General features: G+C 42.1%; 24 protein-coding genes. 4 read left to right on the top strand and 20 right to left on the bottom strand.

Features of this window, described 5'->3' with window-relative positions; genetic code table 11:
- Window positions 1-74: 74 nt before the first annotated feature.
- From mvaD to GVT53_RS15125, 4 genes are all read left to right on the top strand, one after another.
- Window positions 75-1160, top strand: coding sequence for a diphosphomevalonate decarboxylase (gene mvaD, locus GVT53_RS15140; protein ID WP_166249336.1), 1086 nt, complete (start codon window positions 75-77; stop codon window positions 1158-1160).
- A 141-nt stretch (window positions 1161-1301) separates the two neighbouring features.
- The gene (locus GVT53_RS15135; RefSeq protein ID WP_166249335.1) at window positions 1302-2240 is read left to right on the top strand and encodes a mevalonate kinase family protein; all 939 of its coding nucleotides are present in this window, start codon (window positions 1302-1304) and stop codon (window positions 2238-2240) included.
- Between the two features lie 10 nt (window positions 2241-2250).
- A complete protein-coding gene (locus tag GVT53_RS15130; RefSeq protein WP_166249334.1) occupies window positions 2251-3156 on the top strand; it encodes a geranylgeranylglycerol-phosphate geranylgeranyltransferase in 906 nt (301 codons plus the stop codon).
- 60 nt (window positions 3157-3216) lie between these two features.
- Entirely contained in the window at window positions 3217-4059 is an 843-nt protein-coding gene (locus GVT53_RS15125; protein WP_166249333.1) for a pseudouridine synthase, read from the top strand.
- Window positions 4060-4067: 8 nt separating this feature from the next.
- On the opposite strand, the gene GVT53_RS15120 is transcribed toward GVT53_RS15125, so the two are convergent.
- From GVT53_RS15120 to GVT53_RS15025, 20 genes are all read right to left on the bottom strand, one after another.
- The gene (locus GVT53_RS15120; RefSeq protein ID WP_166249332.1) at window positions 4068-4661 is read right to left on the bottom strand and encodes a hypothetical protein; all 594 of its coding nucleotides are present in this window, start codon (window positions 4659-4661) and stop codon (window positions 4068-4070) included.
- 4 nt (window positions 4662-4665) lie between these two features.
- A complete protein-coding gene (locus GVT53_RS15115; RefSeq protein WP_166249331.1) occupies window positions 4666-5439 on the bottom strand; it encodes a class I SAM-dependent methyltransferase in 774 nt (257 codons plus the stop codon).
- A gap of 109 nt (window positions 5440-5548) precedes the next feature.
- Window positions 5549-5971: a hypothetical protein gene (locus tag GVT53_RS15110; protein WP_166249330.1), complete on the bottom strand. Its 423-nt coding sequence runs from the start codon at window positions 5969-5971 to the stop codon at window positions 5549-5551.
- Between the two features lie 10 nt (window positions 5972-5981).
- The gene (locus GVT53_RS15105) at window positions 5982-6611 is read right to left on the bottom strand and encodes a hypothetical protein (protein ID WP_166249329.1); all 630 of its coding nucleotides are present in this window, start codon (window positions 6609-6611) and stop codon (window positions 5982-5984) included.
- Between the two features lie 174 nt (window positions 6612-6785).
- Window positions 6786-8126, bottom strand: a complete 1341-nt coding sequence (locus GVT53_RS15100; RefSeq protein ID WP_166249328.1) for a hypothetical protein — start codon at window positions 8124-8126, stop codon at window positions 6786-6788.
- Between the two features lie 100 nt (window positions 8127-8226).
- Entirely contained in the window at window positions 8227-10416 is a 2190-nt protein-coding gene (locus GVT53_RS15095) for a DUF5916 domain-containing protein (protein ID WP_166249327.1), read from the bottom strand.
- 221 nt (window positions 10417-10637) lie between these two features.
- Window positions 10638-12176 (bottom strand): HEAT repeat domain-containing protein, encoded by a 1539-nt coding sequence (locus GVT53_RS15090; protein WP_166249326.1) that lies wholly within the window; start codon window positions 12174-12176, stop codon window positions 10638-10640.
- Between the two features lie 187 nt (window positions 12177-12363).
- Window positions 12364-13644 carry an argininosuccinate lyase gene (gene argH / locus GVT53_RS15085; protein WP_166249325.1) on the bottom strand — a complete coding sequence of 427 codons (1281 nt, stop codon included), beginning with the start codon at window positions 13642-13644 and terminating at the stop codon, window positions 12364-12366.
- A 94-nt stretch (window positions 13645-13738) separates the two neighbouring features.
- Entirely contained in the window at window positions 13739-14809 is a 1071-nt protein-coding gene (locus GVT53_RS15080; RefSeq protein ID WP_166249324.1) for a M20 family metallo-hydrolase, read from the bottom strand.
- Window positions 14806-15585, bottom strand: a complete 780-nt coding sequence (gene argB, locus GVT53_RS15075; RefSeq protein WP_166249323.1) for an acetylglutamate kinase — start codon at window positions 15583-15585, stop codon at window positions 14806-14808. Before argB ends, GVT53_RS15080 begins: the two co-directional genes overlap by 4 nt.
- A 79-nt stretch (window positions 15586-15664) precedes the next feature.
- The gene (locus tag GVT53_RS15070; RefSeq protein ID WP_166249322.1) at window positions 15665-16603 is read right to left on the bottom strand and encodes an N-acetylornithine carbamoyltransferase; all 939 of its coding nucleotides are present in this window, start codon (window positions 16601-16603) and stop codon (window positions 15665-15667) included.
- Window positions 16603-17727, bottom strand: a complete 1125-nt coding sequence (locus GVT53_RS15065) for an aspartate aminotransferase family protein (RefSeq protein WP_166249321.1) — start codon at window positions 17725-17727, stop codon at window positions 16603-16605. Before GVT53_RS15065 ends, GVT53_RS15070 begins: the two co-directional genes overlap by 1 nt.
- A 48-nt stretch (window positions 17728-17775) precedes the next feature.
- Complete coding sequence (gene proC / locus GVT53_RS15060) at window positions 17776-18570, bottom strand: pyrroline-5-carboxylate reductase (protein WP_166249320.1); 795 nt, start codon at window positions 18568-18570, stop codon at window positions 17776-17778.
- Window positions 18571-18649: 79 nt separating this feature from the next.
- Window positions 18650-19624, bottom strand: coding sequence for an N-acetyl-gamma-glutamyl-phosphate reductase (gene argC / locus GVT53_RS15055; RefSeq protein ID WP_166249319.1), 975 nt, complete (start codon window positions 19622-19624; stop codon window positions 18650-18652).
- Window positions 19621-20808 (bottom strand): argininosuccinate synthase, encoded by a 1188-nt coding sequence (locus GVT53_RS15050; RefSeq protein WP_166249318.1) that lies wholly within the window; start codon window positions 20806-20808, stop codon window positions 19621-19623. Before GVT53_RS15050 ends, argC begins: the two co-directional genes overlap by 4 nt.
- 37 nt (window positions 20809-20845) lie before the next feature.
- Complete coding sequence (locus GVT53_RS15045) at window positions 20846-21460, bottom strand: GNAT family N-acetyltransferase (RefSeq protein WP_166249317.1); 615 nt, start codon at window positions 21458-21460, stop codon at window positions 20846-20848.
- Window positions 21461-21681: 221 nt separating this feature from the next.
- Window positions 21682-23034, bottom strand: a complete 1353-nt coding sequence (gene mptB, locus GVT53_RS15040) for a polyprenol phosphomannose-dependent alpha 1,6 mannosyltransferase MptB (protein ID WP_166249316.1) — start codon at window positions 23032-23034, stop codon at window positions 21682-21684.
- A 9-nt stretch (window positions 23035-23043) separates the two neighbouring features.
- The gene (locus GVT53_RS15035; RefSeq protein ID WP_166249315.1) at window positions 23044-24528 is read right to left on the bottom strand and encodes a cellulose synthase family protein; all 1485 of its coding nucleotides are present in this window, start codon (window positions 24526-24528) and stop codon (window positions 23044-23046) included.
- A complete protein-coding gene (locus GVT53_RS15030; protein WP_166249314.1) occupies window positions 24528-25217 on the bottom strand; it encodes a glycosyltransferase family 2 protein in 690 nt (229 codons plus the stop codon). Before GVT53_RS15030 ends, GVT53_RS15035 begins: the two co-directional genes overlap by 1 nt.
- A 94-nt stretch (window positions 25218-25311) precedes the next feature.
- Window positions 25312-26922: a 4Fe-4S binding protein gene (locus GVT53_RS15025; protein ID WP_166249313.1), complete on the bottom strand. Its 1611-nt coding sequence runs from the start codon at window positions 26920-26922 to the stop codon at window positions 25312-25314.
- Between the last annotated feature and the right edge of the window lie 45 nt (window positions 26923-26967).

The raw sequence follows: 26967 nt of genomic DNA, 5'->3' as shown, positions 1-26967 counted from the left end.
AAATAAGAATTTATTTGCATCCGATTTCCAGTAAGTTTGTCGCTGCTTATATTTGTTGAAATAATCCATTCCCAATGACGGAAAATGATTTTTTGCCCGGTAGCTATCAAAATTCGCCCGAGAAAGGCAAGGTGACCTGGAAAGCACCAAGCAACATTGCCCTTGTAAAATACTGGGGAAAACGTCCCGTTCAAATGCCTGCCAATCCGTCCATTAGTTTTACGTTGGATGCATGTGCTACGACCACTTCCGTTTTTTTCGAAAAAAAAGAGGATAGGGAAAATTTTTCGTTCGATTTGTTTTTTGAAGGAAAGCCCAAGGAGGATTTTAAGCCCAAGATCCAAACCTTTTTGGAGCGGATTGCGAAGTACTTGCCCTTTTTAAAGGAATATAATTTTACGATTGAAACCTCTAATTCCTTTCCGCACAGCAGTGGGATTGCTTCGTCGGCGAGTGGTATGGCGGCTCTTTCCCTGTGTTTGATGGATATTGAAAAACAGTTAAATCCATCCATGGATGAAGCATTTTTCCATGCAAAGGCATCCTATTTGGCCCGTTTGGGTTCTGGAAGTGCATGCAGAAGTGTAAAGGGCAGTCTGGTTCAATGGGGACAGCACGCCAACATTCCAGAGAGTTCAGATTTATACGGAATCGAATATCCATTTGATGTGGATTCAGTTTTCAAGAGTTATTGCGATACGATCCTGTTGGTGCACAAAGGCCAAAAGCAGGTGAGCAGTACGGTGGGCCACCAATTGATGCACGGCCACCCATATGCCGAGAACCGATTTCAACAGGCGTTTGATAATCTGGACAAACTAAAACCTATTTTGGGAAGCGGTGATTTGGAGGCGTTCATCAAACTTGTGGAAAGTGAAGCACTTACTTTGCATGCCATGATGATGACCAGCAGCCCCTATTTTATATTGATGAAACCGGATACCTTGGAAATCATCAATAAAATTTGGGAATACCGCGAAACAACCAAAATACCCGTTTGCTTTACCTTGGATGCCGGTGCCAACGTACATTTGCTCTATCCGGAAGCGGAAAAAGAAAAAGTGCACGACTTTATCAAGAACGAATTGGCCGAACATTGCGAAAATGGCCAGTATATCCACGACCAAGTGGGGAAAGGTGCAATCAAAATAAACGACTAAAAATGAACAGTTAAGCTGTTTTTTTACGTTATTTGCCAAGATTTTGAAGGGACGAGAACAGGTTTTTAAAGATAAAATCGGTTTGTTTATCGATGTTTATCAAATATTAAACAAAATTTGTTTGTATCTTAGTACTAGCATATGAAAGGTCCATTATTTTATTCAAAGATTTTATTGTTCGGAGAGTACGGCATTATCAAAGACTCCAAAGGACTATCCATACCCTATAATTTTTTCAAAGGCGCGCTCAAGTGGGACAACGATAATTCCGAAATGGCGCAAAAATCAAACAAAAGCCTCAAAGCCTACGCGGAGTATTTAAAAGTGCTCGAAATGAAGGAAAAAGGTTTGGTCTCTTTTGATATTGAAGCGTTGGAAAAGGACGTGGCCGAGGGAATGTATTTTGACAGTTCCATCCCCCAGGGCTATGGAATTGGCAGCAGTGGTGCATTGGTCGCTGCTATTTATGACCGCTATGCGACCGATAAGATCACGGTCTTGGAAAACCTGACCCGTGAAAAACTGCTTCAATTGAAGAAAATTTTCGGGAAAATGGAATCTTTCTTCCACGGTAAATCCTCCGGGTTGGACCCGTTGAACAGTTATTTGAGTTTGCCCATACTTATCAACTCCAAGGACAATATCGAATCCACCAGCATTCCCTCCCAAAATACCGAAGGAAAAGGCGCTGTGTTCTTGTTGGACAGCGGTATGACCGGGGAAACTGCACCCATGGTGCAACTATTCATGGAAAACATGAAGCAGGAAGGTTTCCGAAATATGATCAAGAACCAGTTCATAAAACACACCGATGCCTGTGTGGAAGATTTTTTGAACGGCAACGTAAAATCCTTGTTCGGGAACTTAAAACAACTCTCGCACGTAGTTTTTGACAACTTTAAGCCAATGATTCCCTCCAAATTTCATCAACTTTGGCAAAAGGGCATCGAAACAAACGATTACTACCTTAAACTTTGTGGTTCCGGTGGCGGCGGTTATATTTTAGGCTTTACCCAAGATTTGGAAAAGGCCAAAAAAGCACTAAAAGGCCACAATCTGGAGGTAGTCTACAACTTCTAAAGGCAAATCCATGCTTAGTAGAAAAAACAAACTCTTGCTGTTTAAGCTGTTGAGTCTGTTTTCCGTGGTACGGGGTTACAATATTTTGGTGATAACCTTGGCGCAATATTTGGCGTCCATTTATATACTCGCCCCCAATGTTCCCTTGCGCAACGTCATATTGGATTTAAACCTGTTCCTCATTGTTACGGCTTCTGCCCTTACGATTGCGAGCGGTTACATCATCAACAATTTTTACGATGCGGAAAAAGATCTGATCAACAAGCCTACCAAAAGTATGTTGGACCGTTTGGTGAGCCAACGTTTTAAGCTCACCACCTATTTTATCCTCAATTTTTTGACCGTTTTTGCGGCAAGTTATATTTCGTTCAGGGCGGTGTTGTTTTTTTCCGCTTACATTTTTGGTATATGGATTTACTCCCATAAGCTCAAGCGCATACCCTTTGTGGGCAACTTGGTGTCTTCCACATTGGCGATAGCTCCATTTTTTGTGGTGTTTGTGTACTATCAGAATTTCCAGACCGTGATTTTTGTGCACGCACTTTTCTTGTTCCTGTTGATATTGGCCCGCGAAATGATCAAGGATTTGGAGAACATGGCTGGCGATTTGGCACAGAACTATAGGACCATTCCCATAATTTATGGTGCCCGTGTCTCAAAATCGATAATTTCTTGTTTGATCGTACTTACCTTGGTTCCCGCACTTTTGTTGATCAAAACCTTTGATGTCGGGTATATGCATTACTATTTTATGGTGTGTGTGGGGCTTTTGATTTTTTTCTTGGTGCTCTTATGGAAAGCCAAGGGGAAAATGCACTACGTTTGGCTGCACAACATCATCAAATTTATTATTGTGCTCGGCGTTTTCAGTATTCTTTTGATTGATGTGGATGTGGTCTTGAACCGAATTTTGTAATTCTTTGTTCTTTAGGATTTTTGGAACTTAAAAAGAGTACATTTGCAAAAAATCCGACTGATGGCGAAATCAGACAACAACAAAGGCAAAAGGCCTTCAAAAAACTTCAAGGGCGGGGACAGAAAGAAACCGTTTGACAAAAAATTTTCCTCCAAACCAAGGCAGAGCGCTCCTAAAAAACCATCCAATCCGGATGAAATTCGGTTGAACCGCTACATTGCCAATGCGGGCATTTGTTCCCGACGGGAAGCGGACACCTTTATTGCGGCAGGGAATGTTACGGTTAACGGGAAAGCCGTGACCGAGATGGGGTACAAGGTAAAGCGCTCCGACGATGTCCGTTTTGATGGAAAACGACTCAGCTTGGAAAAGAAGGAGTACGTACTACTGAACAAACCCAAAAACTTTATCACCACCACAAGTGATGAGAAGGGACGCCGTACCGTAATGGAACTGATTTCAAGCGCCTCGAATAACCGTTTGTTGCCCGTAGGCCGTTTGGACCGGAATACCACAGGTTTGCTGCTTTTTACCAACGATGGCGACCTCACCAAAAAATTGACACATCCCAAGCACAATATCCGTAAGATTTACCACGTGCATTTGGACAATAACCTAAGTTTGGGGGACCTCCATAAAATTGAAGCCGGTCTGGAACTGGAAGATGGCCCTATTACCGTGGATAGCGTAAGTTACATTCAAGGAGCACCAAAGCGAGAGGTCGGAGTGGAAATCCACAGTGGGCGTAACCGTATTGTGCGCCGTATTTTTGAGCACTTGGGCTACAATGTGACCAAACTGGACCGTGTCATCTTTGCTGGACTGACCAAAAAAGATTTGCCACGTGGCCATTGGAGACATTTGACCGAGCAGGAGGTGATCAATTTGAAGAATCTGAAATGATTTAAAAACTAGTTCTTCGATTGGATTTTAGTTTTGAGCTTATTTTCCATTTGTCTAGAGACAATAATTGGGTTTATATGAGAAATAATAAAGTAACCTACACCAAAAGGGACTGAAATTATCATACCATATATTAAAATATCCCGTAATTCAAGAATTTCAAATTGACTGAAATAAGAAGCTCCAAAAATTGATGTTAGAACTAATATAAGACTTAGGATTACGCCAATAATGCTTTGAAGCTTTCCCAGTCTTGTTATTTTGATTTCGATATCGCTCTTCTCAAAATTTAAATAGTTTTGAACCAATTTAATTTCGCGCCAGGTATAGTTGCCATCCAGTTTATCCTTGAATGAAATTAATTTATAAATGGATTTTTCATTAGCCCTGATACCTGTTTCTAAATAGAAATATTTCTCAATTAGGTTAGGCCTTATAAAGTCAGATTCAAATTTAGAATTTGAAAACAGCTCTTTAGAATTAAAGTAGTTCTTGGTCTCAGTCCTTAAAACAGAATATTTGTGCGATGAAAAATTATTATTATAAATTTTTCTGCAGAAACCTAGTATTAGACTGAGTATGGGTAAAACATCAATTTTCATAAAGCTATTTTTCACTTGGTCTTTTATGGCACAGGTAAACTTTTTCTGTACTGTCAAACCCATACTTAAACTGCTCTTCTTTTGTAAAGGAAGAAATATAATCATCCTCTGTTACCTCAAAGCCTGCATTTGCAAGCCGTTCTTTGTAATCTTGGCCGTACCACCGAACATGGTCACGCCTTCCAAAGGCTTTTAACCTTCCTTTTTCCGATGTGATGGAAAAATCTTCATAAGTTTTGCCGCGATCATAATCAATGGGAACTTGGAATATGCCCATGCCATTCGGTTTCATCACTCTAAAGAGTTCTGACATTGCCAGGGCATCGTCTGGAATATGCTCCAGGACATGGTTGCATAAAATAAAATCAAAATAATCGTCCTCGAACGGAATTTGGGTAATATCGGCCTTGCTGACCGAGGTTTTACCCTTGTAATCGTAAATGTTCGGATGCAGATCGCAGGGAAAATAATCTATCTGGGACGATTCCGAAAAAATGTCATAAAAGACTTTTTCGGGCGCAAAATGGAGCAATTTCAGTGGTCTGTTGATCAATTCCTTGTCCTGAATATATTTCCAAACCAGTCTGTGCCTTTCCAACGAACCGCAGTTATGGCATTGCGCGTTCTTTCGTTTGATGTGGCCAAAGGCACCAAACTCCCTGTACTCGGAATGACAAATAGTACAGTGGACAATGTTTCCTTTAAATATTTTTTCTTTTCTCTTTTTTCGGTACTCCCTATGCTTTTGCTTGATGGAAAATTTAAGTAGGCTACTCATTATTTTTCAATAAATTGATAAGATTTGAAAATAAAGATGAGTAAAACTGACCAATGCGGTAGCCACCAATTGATGAATGCCCCTTATGAATTGACGGATGCCTGTTTTTTTAACTATATCTGATTTTTATGCTGCTAAATCCGCCCAAACTATCGTAGCCGCACCAAATGTGCCCCCAATCAAAATCCCGTGTTTCCCCGACCTCTTTTTGGAGCCAAGCTTTACAATATTCCAGATGTTTCATTTCGTCTTCATAGCTCCAACTGTTCCAATCTTGATTGAATTCAAAGGGGACAGGGCTGATAAAAATCTCGCAAAGGTTTAATTTGTTATAGCTGAAACTTAAGCGAAAAATGAAATAGTCATCATCGATCACAATATTCCGAAAAGTTATTTTCTGTTCTTGAGCATCCGAGGTCCCAATGACTTCAAGATTCTCGCCAAGTTGCCAATTTTTTATCCTATTAAAATCAGTATGGGGACCAAATCCTACACCCTCAGCAATGGACAAGGTGCCCGTATGTTTGTCCAATATCACCTGTTTATGGGTATTCGAATCCGAACTTAAACGCTCTCAAATGACCGTTGGAAAACTCATAATCAGCATAATACACCGGCATATTATATCTCTTAAGGAATTTTGAGGTCTCAAAATCATCTATCCTGTAATGTAGAACGGTGACATTATCCATGTTCGTTATACTGTGCGGTTCGCCTTTGATGGCTTTAAGGTCAGCTAATTCGATGCCTAGTTTTATGCCGCTTTCAGTTTTGAATTCATTCTCTTTCATTACCAATTCCTTTTTCTCTGTACCGACGGCATGGGCAACATGAAATTCTGAAAATTCCTTGGCCCCATTTCCTGGGTGGAAATAAATGGTAAGTTGTTGTTCGGAATCTTTTGAAACCACGCTTGTATTTGGTAACCCCTTGTGCACAAGCCTTTCCATTACGTTGTTTCCCAGTATACTATCCACATTTTTGGAATTGAGAAGGACAATGCCCGCAATTGTAGTGTCGGGTTTGAACTTCTTTTTGAGAGAATCCATTTTTGAAAGGTGGTGTTCAACCTTTTTTGGAATTGTGATGGATTCTTCCCTTTCCTTTGGCTCATATTTACAACTTGTGGCAATAGATAGAATACCAATTAGGGTCATTATAAATTGTCTCATTTCATCCGTTATTTTTGATTGTTTCTGCGCATTGGGCAGTATATGGCGGAAGTTAAATGAAATGTAGGGTTAAATTACCCATGAATTGACGAATGCCCCTTTTGGGTTGACGGATTTAGAATATTTGTAATAAGAAAGTCGTTCAAACAAACGTGCTGGAATAAGGTGCTATCATTATTCCAAATCCATGCGATAAAAGTGTTGGTCACGTAACAATTCAGGATTTGGATTTACAAAAGTAGCATTCAAAAACCCATTGTAGTCATATTCATTCAGATGAAAAAAGCTACTTTCATAATTCAATCCTTCTATATCCATTTTGGGGTAGGTTGTTAAAATCTCGTCTGGTAATTTAAAGTCAAAAGTGTAGTAAAATTTACCTTGATTTATAGACCAACTTGTTTCTATGTAATCAGTATTACGTTCACCTGAACTTACCCTCCAAGAATGCATTTGTCTTGAGAACTGATGATGAGAAACCCCATTATAAGCAAAACTATCAACGGAATTATCAATAACCTCAACATTCCAGTTTTCCTTGCTGGTCATTGGTATACCTAACGGAGCTTCACCATACTTTTTAAAGTTAAAGTTGAATCTATCCTTTGAATATGTGAATGAGGTAATGTATTTGTTGAAAGTATTCAGATACCCGAGCTTTATGTATTCGGTAGTTATTTTATCATTTTCGAACGGAAGTAACATGCCTAAAATATATCCACCGCCCTCATCAAACTCTTGATTTTCCTCAAACCCATATACAGATACAAAGAATTCTCCTCCTTCAGGTACTGAGGCCAACACGGTATTGTCGAAAGATTGTAGCTGAGTTCCATCAAAAGTTATATTATCTCCATTGTTTAAGTTGTCCATAAATAGATAATTGACCTCACCGTAGATGTCATAAACAGAAAATAAGTACCTATTTTCTTCGAATAGAGGAATGTTTTCAAAGAAAACACTGGTCAAATCGTTGTTCGAGGTTGTACTTGAACCACCAGAAAGTGCGGATCCATGCTTGTTGGAGATTATCCAAGAGCCGGGTAGGACCAAATTGTTGGCATTAATTGATATTTCACCAATGGCATCCCCTCTTGGGTCAACATAGTTATTATATTGATTACCAAGTTGCCAAACTTCATCTGATTTTACAAAAGTATAGCTGGTAATTCGATAATAGATATTCCCATTATTATTGGAAACATTGATCAAGCTTATATTGTGTTCCAATAGTGTTGAGGAAGCTTGTTTAGTAAAGCTGGTTGTTTTTCCATTTTCCAACTGGCCATAATCCAAGATGTTTCCATTGTTTATATCGTGGCTTACAACCCAGCCTTCACTTCCAGAACTAAAGTAATCGTCGTCGACTTTGATTGTGAAATAAACAACTTCCTCTTCTTTTGGTTCTTCTTGATTTGGGTTTTCAGAATTTGGTTCCGGATTCTCAGTCGAACCTTTGGAGCATGAAAAAAGAGTGAATAAAATCGTAAAGTAAAAAAAGAATAGCTTTTTCATGTTAGTTTTTATGAGATTTTAAAATACCAATTAACTATAATATAAAGGAAAAGACTTAGTTCAAACGTAAGCTTTGTCCGTCAAGGAGAATTCTCCTTCATTATCGATTAAACCAATAGGTAAACTTGAGCGTCAACGACCATAGATTTCCTTCCAGCGGCGATAGTTGTTCATTGTTGTTGAAGACCAAAAATAAATCGGAAGCTGGTGCGTAGCGCCATTGCAATCGGGAGTTGATTCCGAAATTATTGATCTGTTCGTTGTACTGGAACAGCGTGTTCCAAAACAATTTATTCGTAAAAGTAATATCGGCCTCCGTGCCCACCAGCCAAAAATCGGTGGTGTACCATGGTTCGGGCAAATCAAGATTGTTATAGCTCAGTACGGCGCCCAAACTCACATAGGGTTGAAACCTATAACCGAGTTCCGCATTAAGGTTGGTGCGGTATCCCCCGGAAAAATAACGGCCCAACCGGGTGGTGAGATTATAGGTGAACAGGCTTTTGGGTCGCGAATTGTAGTACAAGTACATGCCGTTCCAGTGGTGCGTGGTGCCAGTATCCAATTCTTCCTTTCCCGTGTTGGTGGGGTCGAACGGGGCCAAGAGTTGTACATATTCGTTAAAAACATCCACCCCCAAGGAACTACGATCAATAAAGTTTACCGTATACCCCAAAATGGATACATAATCGGTGGAATTCATGCTTGGGTCGAAATAATAAAAGCCCGTATACTGCGGGCCATGACTCACAACCTTTTCGCTCGCCGGCAAAAATAAATGTCCAACGGAACCTTCCAGTTTGATATAGTTTTTGCGCGGCACAAAACCCACTTCGGATGTAAAATCATCGGAAATATATTCCTGTTGTACCCGCCAGTTCCATTTTCTGCTACTGTATTCCAGGTTGGCACCTTGCGCAAAACCGTTGTAAGAAGAGTCGGGCCCAAACGATTTCAGCATAAAAACCTTTCCGTTGTACTTGTTGTCCGCAGAGGCCAGATTGTATTCCAGCCCAAAGTTCCTGTTGAATTTCGTATACTTTGTTTGAAGGCTATCCGCTAGGGAATTGTAATCCAGCGATTCCTTATTAACGAACATGAGGCCGATATTGGAGCGGGAAAACACTTTTTGCTGCAACGAAAGCACGGCAAAATTTTGACTGGGCAGTCCCGTTTCGTCCAACTTGTCGGTCTGCATGTCCATCATGCCCAAACGAAGGTTGCGGTTCAAGTTGCCACTTACCCTGGCCCCGGCAACAATGGGCACGCCCAATCCGATTCTGCGGGAAAAGAAGGGGCGAATCTCATCGTATCCGAAACTGGCAAAGAGGTCTGCATTTTCTAGGAAAAATTGCCGTCTTTCAGGAAAAAATAGCTCAAATCGGGTCAAATTGGCCACTTGGCGGTCGGCTTCCACCTGCGAAAAATCGGGATTGAGGGTCAAATCCAGATTCAAGGATGACGTAAGCCCCAATTTTACATCGCCCCCCACTTTAAATTCGTTGTCATACGAAATACCTTCAATACTCGAATTGCCAACGGTACCCAAAACATAAGGGATAATGGAGTAGTTGAGCCCCTGTTTGGGTGGTGGATTGTCCCAGACCATGGTGCCCGTATAGGCCAAAGAGGCGGTTGGGAACTGTCGTGGAATCGGTGTCCAGCTGGATTTTTCGTTGGTGCTCAAATCCAATCTCGAAAAATTAACGCCCCACTCGGTCACATCTTTTTCATATCGGATGGACTTAAATGGAATGGCCATTTCAACGACCCATTTGTCTTCGTAGCTCTGTACTTCGGATACCCATTTACTGTCCCAGTTGAGGTCAATGCTACCACCGTTGGACATAGTCCCGTCCCATTGGGCGCCATAAGCGTTTGCCCCAAAACTAAACCCCGTGGTCTGGTTGTTGAACGGGTCCATGAACAATAAAAAATTATCGTTGCCCCCAAAGGAGAAGTCCCTGCGGAGCGATTCGACTACATAGGTGTTGCCAGGGGTCTTAAAAAAGGTGGCCAAGAGATAGAGCTGTCTGTCATCGTAGGCCATTTTTACTTCGGAGGGTTGTGTGGCCTTGCGGTCGTCCATGGGCAAAACCATAAAGAAGTCCTTGGCGGCCTCAGCTTTTTGCCAAGTGGCCTCATCACCAATACCATCAATGGTAAAGGTTTCGTCGGTTTTATACAGATGGATTTTGTAATCGACATTTTTCTTTTGGGCAAATGAAAATGCACAAAGGAATATAGCAAAAGCTATAAAAGCGGGGGTGGGGTTGGTTGGGTTGATCATTGTTTGTTTAGTGAAGTAAATGTAATAATTTACTTTGTTTTTTAACAATGAATTAAAACTAGTGCGGCTATACTATCAAATAACTAAGTTCAATCAATATTGGTGGATTTAGGATATAGTGGTTGGGAGCGATTTAGGTGTTGCAGTATTGGCCCTGTGTATGCCACGTTGCCGTCTCGAAAGGCGGCTATCTGCTATACACGATGTCGTAGTCAGTTTTTTTATTTCTGTCCAAATATGAATGGAATCTCATCTGTTATCATCTTTATGTCGCGGGGAACTTCAAGTCTCTCGAAATTCAATTCCTTATAAATTCCCATTACATACTCTTTGTCTGATTCTTTTTGTTTCGTTCCAAGTCTGATAGAGTAGTTATACCAGCCATTGAGAAAAGCAAAAGCTGTCTGGTTTATTTTTTTATCTGCTTCATTAATTCCTTTTAGAAAGTCACCCACAATATTCCAACCTCCGTATTTGCTAATTATTTTCAAGGCAAATCGTTTTGTCTCAATGGTTCCTTTGTCATAAATGCTTCTCAACTTTGACAAATCATCGAAAGACTTTTCTTTTGAAATAATGTTGAGGCAAGTCTTTTTTACAGTATTTGATGAATCGTTGAGTAATTCAAACGCCTGTACTCTTGCTTTGGTATAATCCAAATTTGAAATAGCAAAAAGTCCAGCAGCCCTTTGTTTTGGAGAATCTGAATTTAGGAATTTACTGAGCCTGCCTAGGTCAGATTTGTCGCCAACTTCTGACAGTCCAATGATACTTCCTGGTTTGGGATTACTCGTAATTTCTTCTCGGTATCTTTCGGCAAAATTTGGTTTACTGAGTTTCGAAAGAAGTGAACGACAAGTCGTTCGTATTGCTGTTGAATTGTCAAATAGAAGGTTATTCAAATCAGTTTGGAATTCATCTAATTGGGATTCGGGAATTTTATTGATAGCGTAATGTCTGATTTTTTGACTTCTATCGTTTAGTAGTCTTTTTAAGATTTCTGGTCGTTCAATTAGGTCTGTATTCCGAACTGCCAACAGACGAATCAAATAGTTGTTGTCGGTCAGAATTTTCTCAAATATTTGATTATCCAGTTTGTTGCGAGCGATTAAGTTTCTGAATATGAAATAGCGGTCTCCTTCTTCATAGTCTTTAAGGCTTTGGATTATTTGTTCAATATTTCTGTCAGAAAAAATGAACTCAGTTACTTCTTTGTGAATTTCTTGAAGGTCAGCTCTTTCAACTTTTAGTAACCAGTCAATGATTTTGTGATGGCGAATAAGAAATCGCGGTTCCTGCTGTTGGATAAGTTGTCTCACCCCATTTTCGGCAGTCTGTCTGATTGTAGGAACCCAGTCTGCCAATCGAAAAAGTATGAAAGGGAAAGTCTTTTGAGTTGGGGAATTAATCAGAAAAGTTAGGGCTTCTTCTCGAACGTATCCGTCACCGTTCATTGAAGCTACACAGAACAAGCTATTTTGAACATCTGTTTCAAAGTCGCAGAATTTCAATAGGTCTTTTTTCTTTAAGTAGATATGTCTTAGGGAATGATATAAGGATTTATTTTTGAATGCTGTCTGAGAAGTAAGAAGTCTATGAATCGCTACGGCACAGTCCTGAGATGTTTTTGGGTCTGGATTAAATATCCATTCGAAGATGCTTGAAATCTGACCTAATTGGAGCAACGACTCAAAGTAAGGTCGATCGTTTGAGAACTTTTGAGTCCTTGGTTTTCCGAATATGTCTTTTAAGATTCCCATTCATTTAATTGGCTATAACGTCAAAGATATGATTCGTTTTAATACTTCGACTAAGCTCAGTACAAGGTGAATTATATCCACCGATAAGTGAAGTTAGTAGATTTCCTGTTAAATCTCGAGTGGAAATTGACCAATGTCCCGTTTCAATTGACGGATGTACATTTTTCCCAAAAAAAGAGCTTTTGTGTTAGAACAATTCCTCCATTTTCTCCTTTATCTGCTCCAAGCACAGATTGCCCAAACTGCCCTCGTGGGTATGCTCGATATCGCGTTTGGGTTTAAAATTGCCATTTTCTATGGCCTTGCCCATGGTCTTGTAGGCATCACGGAACGGCATGCCGCTTTTTACAAGTTCGTTCAAGGTGTCCACACTAAAGAGGTAATCGTATTTGGGGTCTTCTAAAATGTTTTTGTTGATCTTGATTTCCTTTAGGCTGAAGGTCATGATTTCCAAACAGGCGTGCATGTCCTGCAAAGCGGGCACGATCACTTCTTTCACCAATTGAAGGTCCCGATGATAACCACTGGGTAAATTGTTCATAATCATGATCAATTGATTGGGCACTGCTTGAATCTTATTGCACTTGCCCCTGATCAATTCGAACACATCCGGGTTTTTCTTGTGCGGCATAATGCTGCTCCCCGTTGTGAGTTCGTTGGGGAAAGAGATAAAATCAAAATTCTGGCTCATGTACAGGCAAATGTCCATCGCCATTTTGGAAAGCGTAGCCGCCACGCTGGATATTCCGAAGGCCGTTGCCTTTTCAACTTTGCCACGACCCATCTGGGCGGCCACCACATTATATTTTTGAGTAGCAAACTCCATTTCTTCCGTAGTAAAACTTCGGTCGATAGGGAAAGAGCTTCCATAGCCCGCTGCGCTACCCAACGGATTCTGGTCCGCAACTTTATGGGCGGCCTGTACAAAGTACAGATCGTCCACCAAACTCTCGGCATAGGCAGAAAACCAAAGCCCAAAAGAGGAAGGCATCGCAATTTGCAAGTGGGTGTATCCCGGCAGCAAAACATTTTTATGCTTTTCCGCAAGTTTCATCAACAGATCAAACAGGGTTTTTACCTGACTTTTTATTTCGGACAACTCATCTTTCAGGAACAATTGCATAGCCACCAAAACTTGATCGTTTCTGGAACGTGCGGAATGTATTTTTTTTCCGGTATCGCCCAATTTTTCCGTCAACATAAACTCGATTTTGGAGTGCATGTCCTCAAAATCATCCTCAATGGTAAACTTGCCCTTATCAATGTCTTTGGCGATTTCATCCAATGCTTTTACCAAATCTTTGGCCTCTTCTTCGGACAACAGTCCCACTTTGCCCAGCATTTTGGCGTGCGCTTTGGAGGCGATCACGTCATATTTGGCCAAAACCAAATCCAGTTCGCGGTCGTTGCCCACGGTAAAATGGTCTATTTTTTTATCGGTACTGAATCCTTTGTCCCAGAGTTTCATAGCTTTTCTTTTGTAATTCCCCTGAAAACGGGAATCTCATGATTACGTTGTCTATTGCCCTTCGACTATGCTCAGGGCCCAAATTTCGTTTGCTTTATTGCAAAAATCCCGTTAGGGTTTTGATGTAAATATCTATTCCTTCTTCAATTTCCCTTACAAAGATAAATTCGTTGGCCGAATGCGAACGTGTGCTGTCGCCGGGCCCCAATTTCACGGATTGACAAGTCAGGGCTGCTTGGTCCGATAAGGTTGGCGAGCCATAGGTTTTTCGGCCGAGGGCCAATCCACTCTTCACCAGATCATGATTTGGGTCAATGGAAGACGAATTTAAACGTAGCGAGCGAGGTGTCATTTTGCAGGGCGCTTCTTTTTGAAGGATATCCGCAATTTCCTGATTGGAGTAGCAATCGTTCACACGAACGTCCACTACCAAATCCACTTGGGCTGGTACCACATTGTGTTGTTTGCCCGCATTGATCTGCGTCACGGTAAGTTTTACTTCACCCAAAGCATCGGATACCTTTTCAAAAGAATAATCCTTGAACCACTGCAAAGTTTCAATGGCGTTATAGATGCAGTTGTCATCATTCGGGTGCGCTGCGTGCGATGGGGTTCCTTCCACAACAGCATCAAAGACCACCAATCCCTTTTCTGCAATGGCCAAATCCATTAAAGTGGGTTCGCCCACGATGGCCACATCAATTTGGGGTAGAATAGGGAGCAAAGCCCTTATGCTTTTTTCTCCTGCATCCTCTTCTTCGCCGGTGGCGGCCATAATAATGTTATGGCTGAGCCCTTCTTTTTCATAAAAATGAACGAAAGTGGCCAATAACGATACCAAACATCCTCCCGCATCATTACTCCCGAGCCCGTAGAGTTTACCATCTTCAATATGTGCATCAAAAGGGTCTTTGGTATAGGCGCTGTTCGGTTTTACAGTATCGTGGTGGGAGTTGAGCAACAAGGTCGGTTTGCTTTCATCAAAATATTTGTTGAAAGCGTAAATGTTGTTGTGCTGTCTTTTGGTATCAACCCCAAAGCTCTGCAAAAACTCTTGTATGGCATCCCCTGTTTTGTCCTCTTCACCTGAAAATGACGGTGTGCTGATGAGTTTTTTAAGCAGTTCAATGGCTTTTTCCGTTAATATGTCTTGGGTAATGTTCATAAAGTCAAGGTAGTATATTCTGAATTGTCGGCTTCGAGCATGTTGGTGTTGCCCACACAGACCTTGGATACGTTGTTGCGCAGCGCGTAAAAGCAATTGTGCATTTTTGGCAACATGCCATCAGCTATGATGCCGTAGGCCAGTAGCTCGTCGTATCCTTTTGAATCGATATGCTTGATCACGGAATTTTCATCCTCAATATCTTGAAGCACTCCTTTTTTCTCGAAACAATAATAAAGAGTGGTCTCAAATTGGTCGGACATGGCAATGGCCAATTCAGCTGCAATGGTATCGGCGTTGGTGTTCAACATTTGTCCTTTTCCATCGTGGGTGAGGGCACAAAATATAGGAGTGAAACCTGCTTGGAGCAGTTTAAAAATTCCGTAGGTATTTACTGTGTCCACATCGCCCACAAATCCAAAGTCTACATTTTTTTTGGGTCTTTTATGAGCACGGATGGCATCGGCGTCCGCTCCGCTCATTCCTATGGCATCGGTGCCCAAGGATTGCAGTTTGGCCACTATTTTTTTACTGTACAGACCTCCATAGACCATTAGGGCAATATCCAAGGTTTCGGCATTGGTGATACGTCTTCCATTGACCATTTTGGATTCCACCCCCATTAGGTTGGCCAGTTCGGTGGCCTTGTTGCCTCCGCCATGGACCAAAATTTTGTTGTCGGTCATTTTAGAGAACAGTTCCAATACCTGCTTACATCCCTCGGCGTCTTCAATAAGGTTGCCGCCAATTTTTACTACGGATAATCTTTGTTTCATCTGTTTTTGTGTTGTTTGTAAATGTGTCAGATGTCATTCACATTTTAAGGTTGGGTTGGTTGAACAATAATACTTCATTTTAGGTACTTTCCAGTATCTTTTTAAGGACAATCTGAGCGGAAAAAATCCGGTTTTTGGCCTGCTGCACCACTAAAGACTGCTCTCCGTCCAATACGGCATCCTCCACGATCATATTTCTTCGAACGGGTAGGCAGTGCATGAATTTTGCATTGCCCAATTTCTCTTTGGTGATGGTCCAGTTTTTATCCTTGTTCAACACTTTTCCATAATCCGAATAACTGCTCCAGTTTTTTACGTATACAAAATCGGCACCTTCCAAAGCTTTGTCCTGGTCATATTCGATGGTGCAGCCTTGGGTCAATTCCGGATTGAGCTCATATCCTTCGGGATGGGCGATCACAAAATCCGCATCTTGCCTTTTCATCATTTGTATAAATGAATTGGCAACCGCATGCGGTAAAGCCTTGGGATGTGGAGCCCACGACAAAACCACTTTGGGCTTCTTCTTCGTTTCATTTTCCTTTAAGGTAATGGCATCTGCCAACGCCTGAAGCGGATGACCTACGGAACTTTCCATATTTACCACTGGGATTGTGGCATATTTGGCAAATCCATTGATGACCTCCTCGGCTTCGTCCTTTTCCTTGTCCACCAATCCGGCAAATGCTCGAATGGCAACGATGTCGGAATATTGTGAAACCACTTGTGCGGCCTCTTTGATATGTTCCGAGGTACCTTGGTCCATTACGGTGCCATCACCATATTCCAAGGCCCAGCCTTCATTGCCAAAATTCATGATCATTACTTCCATGCCAAGGTGCATGGCCGCCTTTTGTGTGCTTAAACGGGTTCTCAGGCTATTGTTGAAAAACAATAAACAGATGGTTTTCCGCTTGCCCAAATCTTCGAACCGATATGGGTCTTTTTTCAGGGTTATGGCTTCATCTACCCAATCGGGCAGGGATTCTATATCGTTAACAGTTAAATAATGCTTCATTATAATGCTTTTTTAAGCGCTTCAAAAAATAGGTCAATGTCGTTTTTGGTGATGTTCAGTGCTGGTAAAAAGCGCAACAATTTCTTGTTTTTGGCACTTCCGGTAAACATGTGCTGCTCCATGATCATTTTTTTACGCAGCTCGGCCACTTCAAAATCAAATTCCAGACCTATCATCAATCCTTTGCCCTTCACTTTTTTGATTTCAGGTATTTCGGCCGCTTTTTCCTTGAAATACGTCCCAAGTGTTTCGGCGTTCTCGATGAGGTTCTCGTCTTCCAAAACTTCCAATACGGCCAAACTGGCTGCGCATGCCAAATGGTTGCCGCCGAAGGTGGTTCCCAACAGACCGTATGATGGCTTAAATTTTTCATGTATCAATATGCCGCCCACGGGAAAACCGTTGCCCATTCCCTTGGCAATGGATATGATATCCGGTTCGATGCCATGGTGCTGAAACGCAAAGAACTTGCCACTGCGTCCGTAGCCCGATTGTACTTCGTCAGCAATTAGCACCACATGATGTTCCTTGCACTTATCGGCGATAAATTGAAAGAACTCCGTTGTCGGTTCGTCCAATCCGCCCACACCTTGAATGGCCTCTAAAATAACGGCACAATAGGTGCCAGTTTCAATGGCCTTTTCAAAGGCATCAAAATCGTTCAATGTCAAGAAAGTGACCTCCTGTTGCCTGTTGATGGGAGCATTGATGCTTGGGTTGTCCGTAGCGGCCACGGCTGCAGAGGTTCTCCCGTGAAAACTATTGGAAAAAGCAATTACTTTGGATTTACCGGTGTGAAAGGACGCCATTTTCAGGGCATTTTCATTGGCTTCCGCCCCCGAATTGCACATAAAAAGGTCGTAGTTTGCACAGTCTGACATATCACCTAACTTTTCGGCCAATGCTTCTTGCAAAGGGTTTTGTACGGAGTTGCTGTAAAAAGCCATATTGTCCAATTGGTCCTTGATGCGCTTTACATAATGAGGATGTGTATGTCCAATAGATATTACGGCATGCCCGCCATAAAAATCCAAATATTTCTCCCCTTTGTCATCCCATACCTCGATTCCCTTGGCTTTTACGGGCGTGACGTCATATAATGGGTATACGTCGAATAATTTCATTTTTTTGCTTTTACACCTTTAAGGTCCCTTTAAGGGGACAATGAAGGACTATCCTTTTCTGATTTGGCTGATTTTTTCAAACGAGGATACAATTCCCCTGATCAATGATGAGCTCAATCCCTGATGTTCCATTTCGTTCAAACCTTCAATGGTACATCCCTTTGGAGTGGTCACTCTGTCTATCTCCTCTTCTGGATGACTGCCCGATTCTATCAGCAGACTTGCCGCTCCGTTACAGGTGTGCATGGCCAGTTCTTGTGCTTCCTTGGCATCAAACCCCAATTGAATGGCTCCTTGGGTCGTGGCACGAATCAAACGCATCCAAAACGCGATTCCGCTCGCGCAGATTACGGTGGCCGCCTGCATTTGGTCCTCTGGGATTTCCATGGTATGTCCCATTCGGTTAAAAATGGCCTTGGCGAGGTCAATCCGTTTTTTGCCCAATTCGTTACTACAAATACAGGTCATTGATTTGCCCACTGAAATCGCGGTGTTGGGCATACTTCGGATGATAAACTTGTCCGATCCGATGATTTCTTCAATCCTGGGAATTTTAAAACCCGTAATTGTGCTGATGATCACGTGTTTTTCGGAAAGCAGGTCTTTGGTTTCGTTCAATATCTTCTCAAAATGGCCCGGTTGCACCGCGAATATGAGAATGTCGGAGTTCGTTACCGCTTCTTTATTGTCAGAGGTAACGGTAACTATCCCATATTTTTCAAACTCCTGAATAGATTTGGTGTTTCGTTTGGTGAGGTACATGGTAGTGGCCCCGTTGCTGTGCAAAATGCCCTTTGCAATGGCCAGACCCAAGTTTCCCGCTCCTATAATGGCTATTTTCATTTGTTCTTTTATTTGTCATTCCTACGTAGGCAGGAATCTGGTTTAGTTGTACTCTTTGACTCCGCTCAGGGTACCTGTTTTAAAATACTCCTGCTTTTAACAACAGACCTTCGGTTTCTGGGAAACCGAACATCAAATTCATATTTTGAACTGCTTGTCCGGATGCCCCTTTTAATAGATTGTCGATGGCCGATGTTACTAAAAGGAGGTCATCATGTTTATGTAAATGGATATGGCATTGATTGGTGTTCACCACTTGTTTCAGATGAAGTTCATCTTCCGACATGTGGGTAAAAGCCGCGTCTTTGTAAAAATCGTTGAACAATTTCTTGGCATCTTCCAAGCTACCCGAAAATTTGGTGTAGGATGTTGCCAAAATACCTCGGGTAAAGTTTCCTCGATTTGGAAGAAAAATCAGTTTTCCGACAGATCTTCCGAAGGAATTCAAACTTTCTCCAATTTCTCCCAAATGTTGATGGGTAAAGGGTTTGTACCAAGAAACGTTGTTGTTCCTCCAGCTAAAATGGGACGTTTCCGATAATCCCACCCCCGCTCCGGTGCTACCGGTGACCGCGTTTATGTGGACGTCGTCCCCAAGCAAACCTGCCTTTGCCAAAGGTAATAGCCCCAATTGTATGGCCGTGGCAAAACAACCTGGATTGGCAATGGCCTCGGCAGATTGAATGGCTGACTTGTTCAGTTCGGGAAGCCCATAGATAAACCGTTGGCCGTTAAAAACAGAATCGGCTTGTAATCTAAAATCATTGCTGAGGTCAATGACCTTTGTTGAGGCCGAAAAATGGTTCTCTTTCAAAAATGAAGTGGAATTGCCATGGCCCAGACAAAGAAAAACCACATCGACCTCCGGGTCGATTTCACCGGAAAATTGCAGATCGGTAAGTCCTAATAAATCCTGATGGGCGGAACTGATGGGCTTTCCCGCTCTTGTGGTACTATATACAAAATCGATTTGGGCCTGCGGATGGTTGAGCAGAATCCTGATCAATTCCCCACCGGTATAGCCCGAACCTCCTATGATTCCTGTTTTGATCATGAATCTTGGTTTACATGGTTTGCAATTTTACCTGCGTTGGACAAAATTTTGATGAATCCTTTGGCATCATCGGCCGTCCATCCTTTGTTTATTTCGCCATAACTTCCAAAGGAAGCATTCATCAAATCGTGTTCGGAAGTAATTCCGTTCAACTCAAATCGGTATGGATGTAAGGTAATGAACACATCCCCCGAAACATGTTTCTGGGTATCGGTCAAAAATGCTTCGATGTTTCGCATTACTTCGTCCAGATAGTTTCCTTCATGCAGTAACATGCCATAAAAATTGCCCATTTGCTCTTTTTGGAATTGCTGCCATTTGCTCAAGGTATGTTTTTCCAACAGGTGGTGTGCCTTGATGATGATCAACGGGGCTGCGGCTTCAAAGCCGACCCTTCCCTTGATTCCTATGATGGTGTCGCCCACGTGGATGTCCCTGCCAATGGCATATTTGGATGCTATGGCCGACAATTTTTCGATATTGGCCACGGGTGTGTCCTGTTCGCCGTCCAAAGCGACCAATTCCCCTTTTTTAAAGGTCAACCTCAACTCTTTGGACAATTCTTTTTCCAACTGGCTTGGATAGGCGCTTTCGGGCAGAGATAGATGGGAGGTCAACGTTTCGTCACCCCCAACGGATGTTCCCCATAATCCTCGGTTAACGGAGTATTTGGCTTTTTCCCAAGAGTAATCGATACCGTTTTGTTGTAGGTAATTGATTTCCTCTTCCCTGGCCAATTTTTTGTCCCTGATCGGCGTGATGATCTTAATTTCCGGGGCCAAGATTTGAAATATCATATCGAACCTTACTTGATCGTTACCTGCGCCGGTACTTCCGTGTGCGATGTATTTTGCGCCAATTTTCTTTGCATGGGTTACAATTTCGATGGCCTGTACAATACGTTCGGCACTTACAGAAAGTGGGTATGTATTGTTTCGCAGCACATTTCCGAAAATCAGAAATTTTACTACTTTTTCATAAAACGTGGCCACGGCATCTATGGAGGTGTAACTGGATGCACCAAGGGCAAGGGCCTTTTCTTCGATTTCCTCAATTTCAGCTTTGCTGAAACCTCCGGTGTTCACGCTTACTGCATGCACTTCATAACCTTCATCCTGCGATAGGTATTTGGCACAGTATGAAGTATCCAATCCGCCGCTATATGCTAAAACTAATTTTTCCATTTTTTGATTCTTTATATGGTTGTCGTCGAACCGACGCTTATTTGTCTTTCTTTTTTAGAAACAGTTGTTCCTTTATGCTTTTGAGGCGTTGAAATGCCTTGTTGTTCAATTTTTTTGGTTCCTGCTTTTTGGATGCTGGATCGTACAGCATTCCAGTGCAAAGGCACATTTTTTTCTCGGTACGGGTCAGGATGTCAAAGTTTTTGCAGGTCTGGCAACCTTTCCAGAATTCAGGGTCATCCGTAAGTTCGGAAAAGGTTACGGGTCTATAGCCCAGTTCGTAGTTCATCTTCATAACGGCGAGTCCTGTGGTGATGCCAAATATTTTGGCATCGGGGAATTTTTTTCTGGATAGGTCAAAAACGGCCTTTTTAATCTGTTTGGCCAATCCTTGGTTTCTGTAGTCGGGATGCACGATCAAACCGGAGTTGGCCACAAAATCCTTGTTTCCCCATACTTCGATGTAACAAAAACCTGCAAATTTATCACCGTCCAAGGCAATGATGGCGTTACCGTTCTGAAGACGTTTTATGATGTACTCGGGCGTACGTCTGGCGATACCTGTGCCGCGGACCTTGGCGGATTCGGTTATGGTATCACTTATGATCTGTGCGTATTTAAAATGAGATTCGTTAGCAACAATAATTTCCATTGCAAGCGATTATTCTGAAAAAATTAAAAAAATAGATTTGGTCGTTCTGCGGAAATGGACTCACCTATTCCCAATTGATATGATGCACCCTTACGGGCGACGACGACGGGGGGTAAATGGACTGATGGGAGCAGCTATGCTCAAAGAAGAAAATATGTACTCTTGTCCTTTCATTATGATAGCTAAAGTACAAATTAATTCGAATTGTACTAAAGTTGTGATTACTTTTTGAAGAAATATAACTTTTTAGGCCTGCTTCCTATCATTTCATAAATAAAAAAGCCGATGACCAAAATATATTCAATGGCCAACAATCCTAAATTCTCTTTGAAATCGGGATTTGAGTAGGCGTAGTAGCTAAGAATAATGGTGAAGGACCAAACCAAGGGAAACCTATAGTCCGTGAAGATGGCGAAGCCCAAAAGGAACACCACGTACCATGGATGTACGGTGCTGGAGAGGAAATAGTAACACGCCAAAGCGAACACCATTGAGGTGATTGCACTTTCCAGTTTTTGGTTTTTCCGTAACAAGGCTATCAGTACTACAATGGCCACCATGGCTTTTTTGAGCATAGATCCGTAGGAGTCAATCAATTTCCAAGGTTTGGCTTCGTAATAGGTTACGGCAATCTTTTTTACGACATTGTACATGCTGGCATTGAATTCAAAGTTGGAGAACCACAATCCTACGGTCTCTGAATAATTTTCTATAAAAACCGAAGAGTAAAAGGGAAGAAGCAATGCAGCACAACTAAGCAGGACAAGCGTATAAAAAGCTGTACTTTTTTTAAACCCAAAATACTTTATGAAGATGGGTAAAAACAGCAACGGCATTAGTTTAACCATTATGGATACGGCATAAACCGGTGTTGCCCACAACCATTTGTTTTTTGAGATCATATAAAGTGCCCAAACAAAAAAGAAGAGCATTACGCCTTCAAAATGGAGGTTTCCCGTGAGTTCGATAATGACCAATGGATTCAAAAAGTACCAAAAGGCCAAATGGTTGGCCTTGTTCAGGTTTTGCAGCAGCTTCCGCCCAAAATAAAGCACGCCCAAATCGGCAAGGATTATGATCAATCGCATGGCAATGGTGGAGCCCAAAACACTTCCACCTCCCAAAAGGGCGGCAAAAGCAAAAAGTATCTGGTTGATGGGTGGGTAGTTGCTGTAATGTTTTGCATTGAGGTCGGTCATCCCATCACGTAGTTCCTTCATGTTGGGGAATGATATGGTTCCTTGCTCCATGATCTGGTCGGGGGTGTACAAATACGGGTTGATTCCGTTCTTTATAAGCTCACCGTCCCAAATAAACCTGTAGATATCTTGTGAGAGATTAGGTTCGGCTATCAGGAATACCAACCGAAACAATATTCCGACGACCAATAGAAACTTAAAGTTCCATTTCTCGAACTGTATAAGTTTGTAACACAGAAAAAATAGAGCTCCAAAGAGCATAAATAGCTTTACAAAATCGGTGCGTACCAGATTGTAAGCGAAGCTCCAGTAGAATAAAATACAGGCGACAGCAAACAATATCGGGTATCTGTGCAGTCGCCAATAAGATTGCATGGTGTTTTTTTATGCCTTGGAAGTTAAGGATTTAAAGAATACAAATCCAAAACCTAGGAACAACATGAGGTGGAAAGGGAACAATCCGTAATCGTTCAATGGTATGGCGCTGTACATACCAAAGAGGAAATAGATCATCAGGGCAAACTCCAAGATCATGTTGGGCGATAATTTGTTGGTCAAATATTTGTTGCCCTTCCAGGTGTCCTTAATACTGTTGATGTTGAACTTTGGTGTACGTACAAACTCGCTTCGTTTGCCCAAATGTCCTTCCAAAACAGCTACGGTATTGTGCAAAGAGAAGCCCAATGCCACCGAGAAGAAGGTAAAGAAGAGTTTAATATAGTCCACAAAATTGTCGAAACTGCTGCCCTGAATGCTTTTGTAGGTAAACCAATAACAAACAAACAGAATGATGGTGCTCAAAATAAAGAAGCTCGTCACCTCAAATATCCAACCTAAATGGGCATAAGTGTTTTTAATATAGAGCATGGGAATGCTCAACAAGGCCACGATGAATACACAAAGGAACATGGAACTGTTCAACAAGTGCATTACTCCGTGGAATTTGGTTTTAAAGGGTATATTTTTGGCCGTAATAACGCTCAATACGGTTTTCCTGAAGTTTTCGGCCCCACCTTTGTTCCAACGGAACTGTTGTGAGCGTGCGGCACTGATCACAACGGGAAGCTCTGCTGGGGTCTCCACGTCTTCCAAATACTTGAACTTCCAGTTTTTCAATTGGGCACGGTAGCTCAAATCTAAGTCTTCGGTCAAGGTGTCGCCTTCCCAGTTTCCTGCGTCCAGTATACAATCTTTTCTCCAAATACCTGCGGTACCGTTGAAATTGATGAAGTGTCCTTTTGAGTTTCTTCCTACTTGCTCCAGGGTAAAGTGTGCATCCAAGGCAAAGGCCTGGATACGGGTAAGGGTGGAGTAGTCTCTGTTGATATGCCCCCAGCGGGTCTGTACCACACCGATTTCCTGATCTTTGAAATAGGGAACGGTTTTCTTGAGCCAATCGGCTTCGGGCAAAAAGTCGGCATCAAAAATGGCGATAAAGTCGCCTTTGGCGATTTCCAGTCCTTCTTTTAAAGCACCTGCTTTAAAACCTTGTCTATTTTCCCGGCGGATATGTTGTATGTCCAACCCGGTTTCCTGAAGCTCTTGTACCCTTCGGGCCGTTTCTACCACGGAATCGTCTGTGGAATCGTCCAATACCTGGATTTCCAATTTACTTTTTGGATATTCAATTTTGGATATGTTCTCCAACAAACGTTCCATCACATATTCCTCGTTGTAGATGGGAAGTTGAATGGTAACGAATGGAATTTCCTTGGGATCGAGAAGATTGAATTTTGGGGCTTCCTCGTTTCGTTTTTTATAGCCGAGGTAGTTGATCAAAAGATTCAACTGGGCAAGACTGTAAAAGAATATCAATATTAAGGCCGTACTGTAAATAGCAATGATGATGTAAACGATAGCGAGTCCCATTATTTTAAACTGTATTTAAAGATCCAACCTAATATTTTTATGCCCGCAAATATAGTACCTTTTACCGTACCTGAAACTTTTGACTCACCAATTCTTCGTTTGTAACGCACTGGAACTTCGATATATGACATTTTTTTTCTTAAAATTTTTAACTGCATTTCCACTGTCCAGCCATAAGTGGTATCCTGCATCTTCAATTCTTTGAGCTTTTCGTATTTTATCGCCCTAAAAGGTCCTAAATCCGTAAATCTCGATGTGAAAAATAATCGCATTAAAAATGTGGCCAATTTGTTGCCAAAAACCTGCTGTGGGGTCATTGATCCCGGTTCGCGAAGTGATTTTTTTCGCGCCCCGACCACAAAATCGATGTCATTTTCCAAAATTGGGGCAACAATCTTATCCAATTCTTCTGGATAATCTGAATAATCCCCGTCGATAAATACGATAATGTCGGGTGTTTTAGATCGTTCCGATATGTAATTTAATCCCTTCAAACAGGCAAACCCATAGCCCTTGCGGTTTTCTGAGATTACGGTTGCTCCCGCTTTCTTGGCATTTGCTACGGTATCGTCCTCGGAACCGTTGTCGACGACCACGATTTCGGATACATGTTTTGGGATTTCCGAGACTACCAAGCCAATGGAATTTCCTTCGTTGATTGCTGGGATAATGACCCTGATATCCGCCATTGGCTGGGAATGAATTTTAGTTGGTGTTAACAGGTGCCAAAACTAAAATTTTCAATCGATATGTGACCGGGAATGTTCAAAAAAGAACGATGGTTTACTTTTTGTTGACGAGTGACATCAAATCCACATCATTGCCCAACAGCACTTGGTTGCTATCTATTCTTCCTTCCAAAGGACCGTTCTCCAATTTGAGTACTCCACGTGGACAAACGGCCGAGCAAATTCCACAACCAACACAGCTTGAACGGACTATGTTCTCGCCTTTTTGAGCATAGGCACGTACATCGATGCCCATTTCGCAGTAAACCGAACAATTGCCGCAAGAGATGCACTGTCCGCCGTTGGTGGTAATTCTGAACCGGGAGAACAGTTTTTGTTGAAAACCGAGGATGGCGGCCATGGGACAGCCGAATCGGCACCATACCCTACTGCCAAAAATGGGATAGAAGCCCGTTCCGATCACTCCGGAAAATATGCTCCCGATCAAAAAGGAGTACGATTTGCGTAGCGTACCCGATTTGAAAAGGAAAACCTCGCCATCACCGCTAAAAAAGTGGAATCCAATCAGGGCTATGATAATTACAAAGTAACCAATGGCCCCATATTGGGCATCTTTTTGAAGTTGGTCCCGTTTAAAGATCATGGCCCAACCAAAAACCAACGTGAGTAAAACGGCCACGCCAATCAAAAAGGAGCTTTTCGTCAACCAGTATTTGCTCGTATCGGTACCTAAATAGGAATAAATCACCGCAGTGGTCATCAAAGTAACAAATACCACTACGCTGTGCACTACCCAGCGTTCCACTTTCCATGCAAAAGTGGACTTATCGCTCAATTGCCTGAATGAATCCCCGGCAGTTTCCGCCAATCCGCCACAACCACAGACCCAAGAGCAGTACCATCTTTTACCATATTTGTAGGTGAGGATGGGAGTGATGACAAAAATGGAGAGGATGCCAAAAATCAATAGGGCAAAACCGATTTCCCCCGAACTTAAAAACGCTTTGATGCGATAGCCTTCAAAATTGTAATAGTTGAGCGGCCAAATATTTTTGAGGTCATAATAGGGCAGACTGCCCCCGTTCAAAATTTTATCACCGTTCAAACGGGCCATTAATTCCGGGATGATGAATGCAAAGGCCAACTGAAAAAACATGACGCTCCACGTTCGCAATCTCTCATATCGGTTATGGCGGTATTTCCACAGGAACTTGATGCCGAAAACTAAAATGGCAACGGTGTAGAGCGTTCCGTAAACAAACCATTGACTGGCCGGGTTACCGCTCAAGAATTTGCTGAGCGGGTCAAAAAGGCCGATTACACCTTTGTTGTCCCCTTCGCTGACAAGGCCAAGATATTCCGGATAAAAATAGAGCACGATATAAAAGCCAGTCAGGGCCAAGCCTGCTATCCATGCCCAGAGCCCACGGCTGGAAATGGACTTGAACCAAACACCATCATTTTTAATGCCCGGATTTTTTTTGGAATACGCATCCCAAGAAAACCAAATGGTTCCCATGCTGATCGCCGATAAGGACAAGGTCATCCACAAGGTCTTGTTCGGGAAATTGACATTAAAAACGGCCAAAAGCAAAATGCCCAGTCCTGACATTCCTAAAAAAACAGCAAGTTTCTGACCGATGCTCAAACTTTTTGGTGGTTCGCCCGTTAAGGCCATACTCGGACTATGTGTTTGGTTGTTCATTGTTTGTTTTTCCTTTGTTCTGATATTTTCCAATAGACCATAAAC

The sequence above is a fragment of the Flagellimonas oceani genome, from assembly GCF_011068285.1.
GTDB lineage: Bacteria > Bacteroidota > Bacteroidia > Flavobacteriales > Flavobacteriaceae > Flagellimonas > Flagellimonas oceani.
Note: the sequence above shows the minus strand (reverse complement) of the source record. Positions and strands in the feature narration are given on the sequence as shown.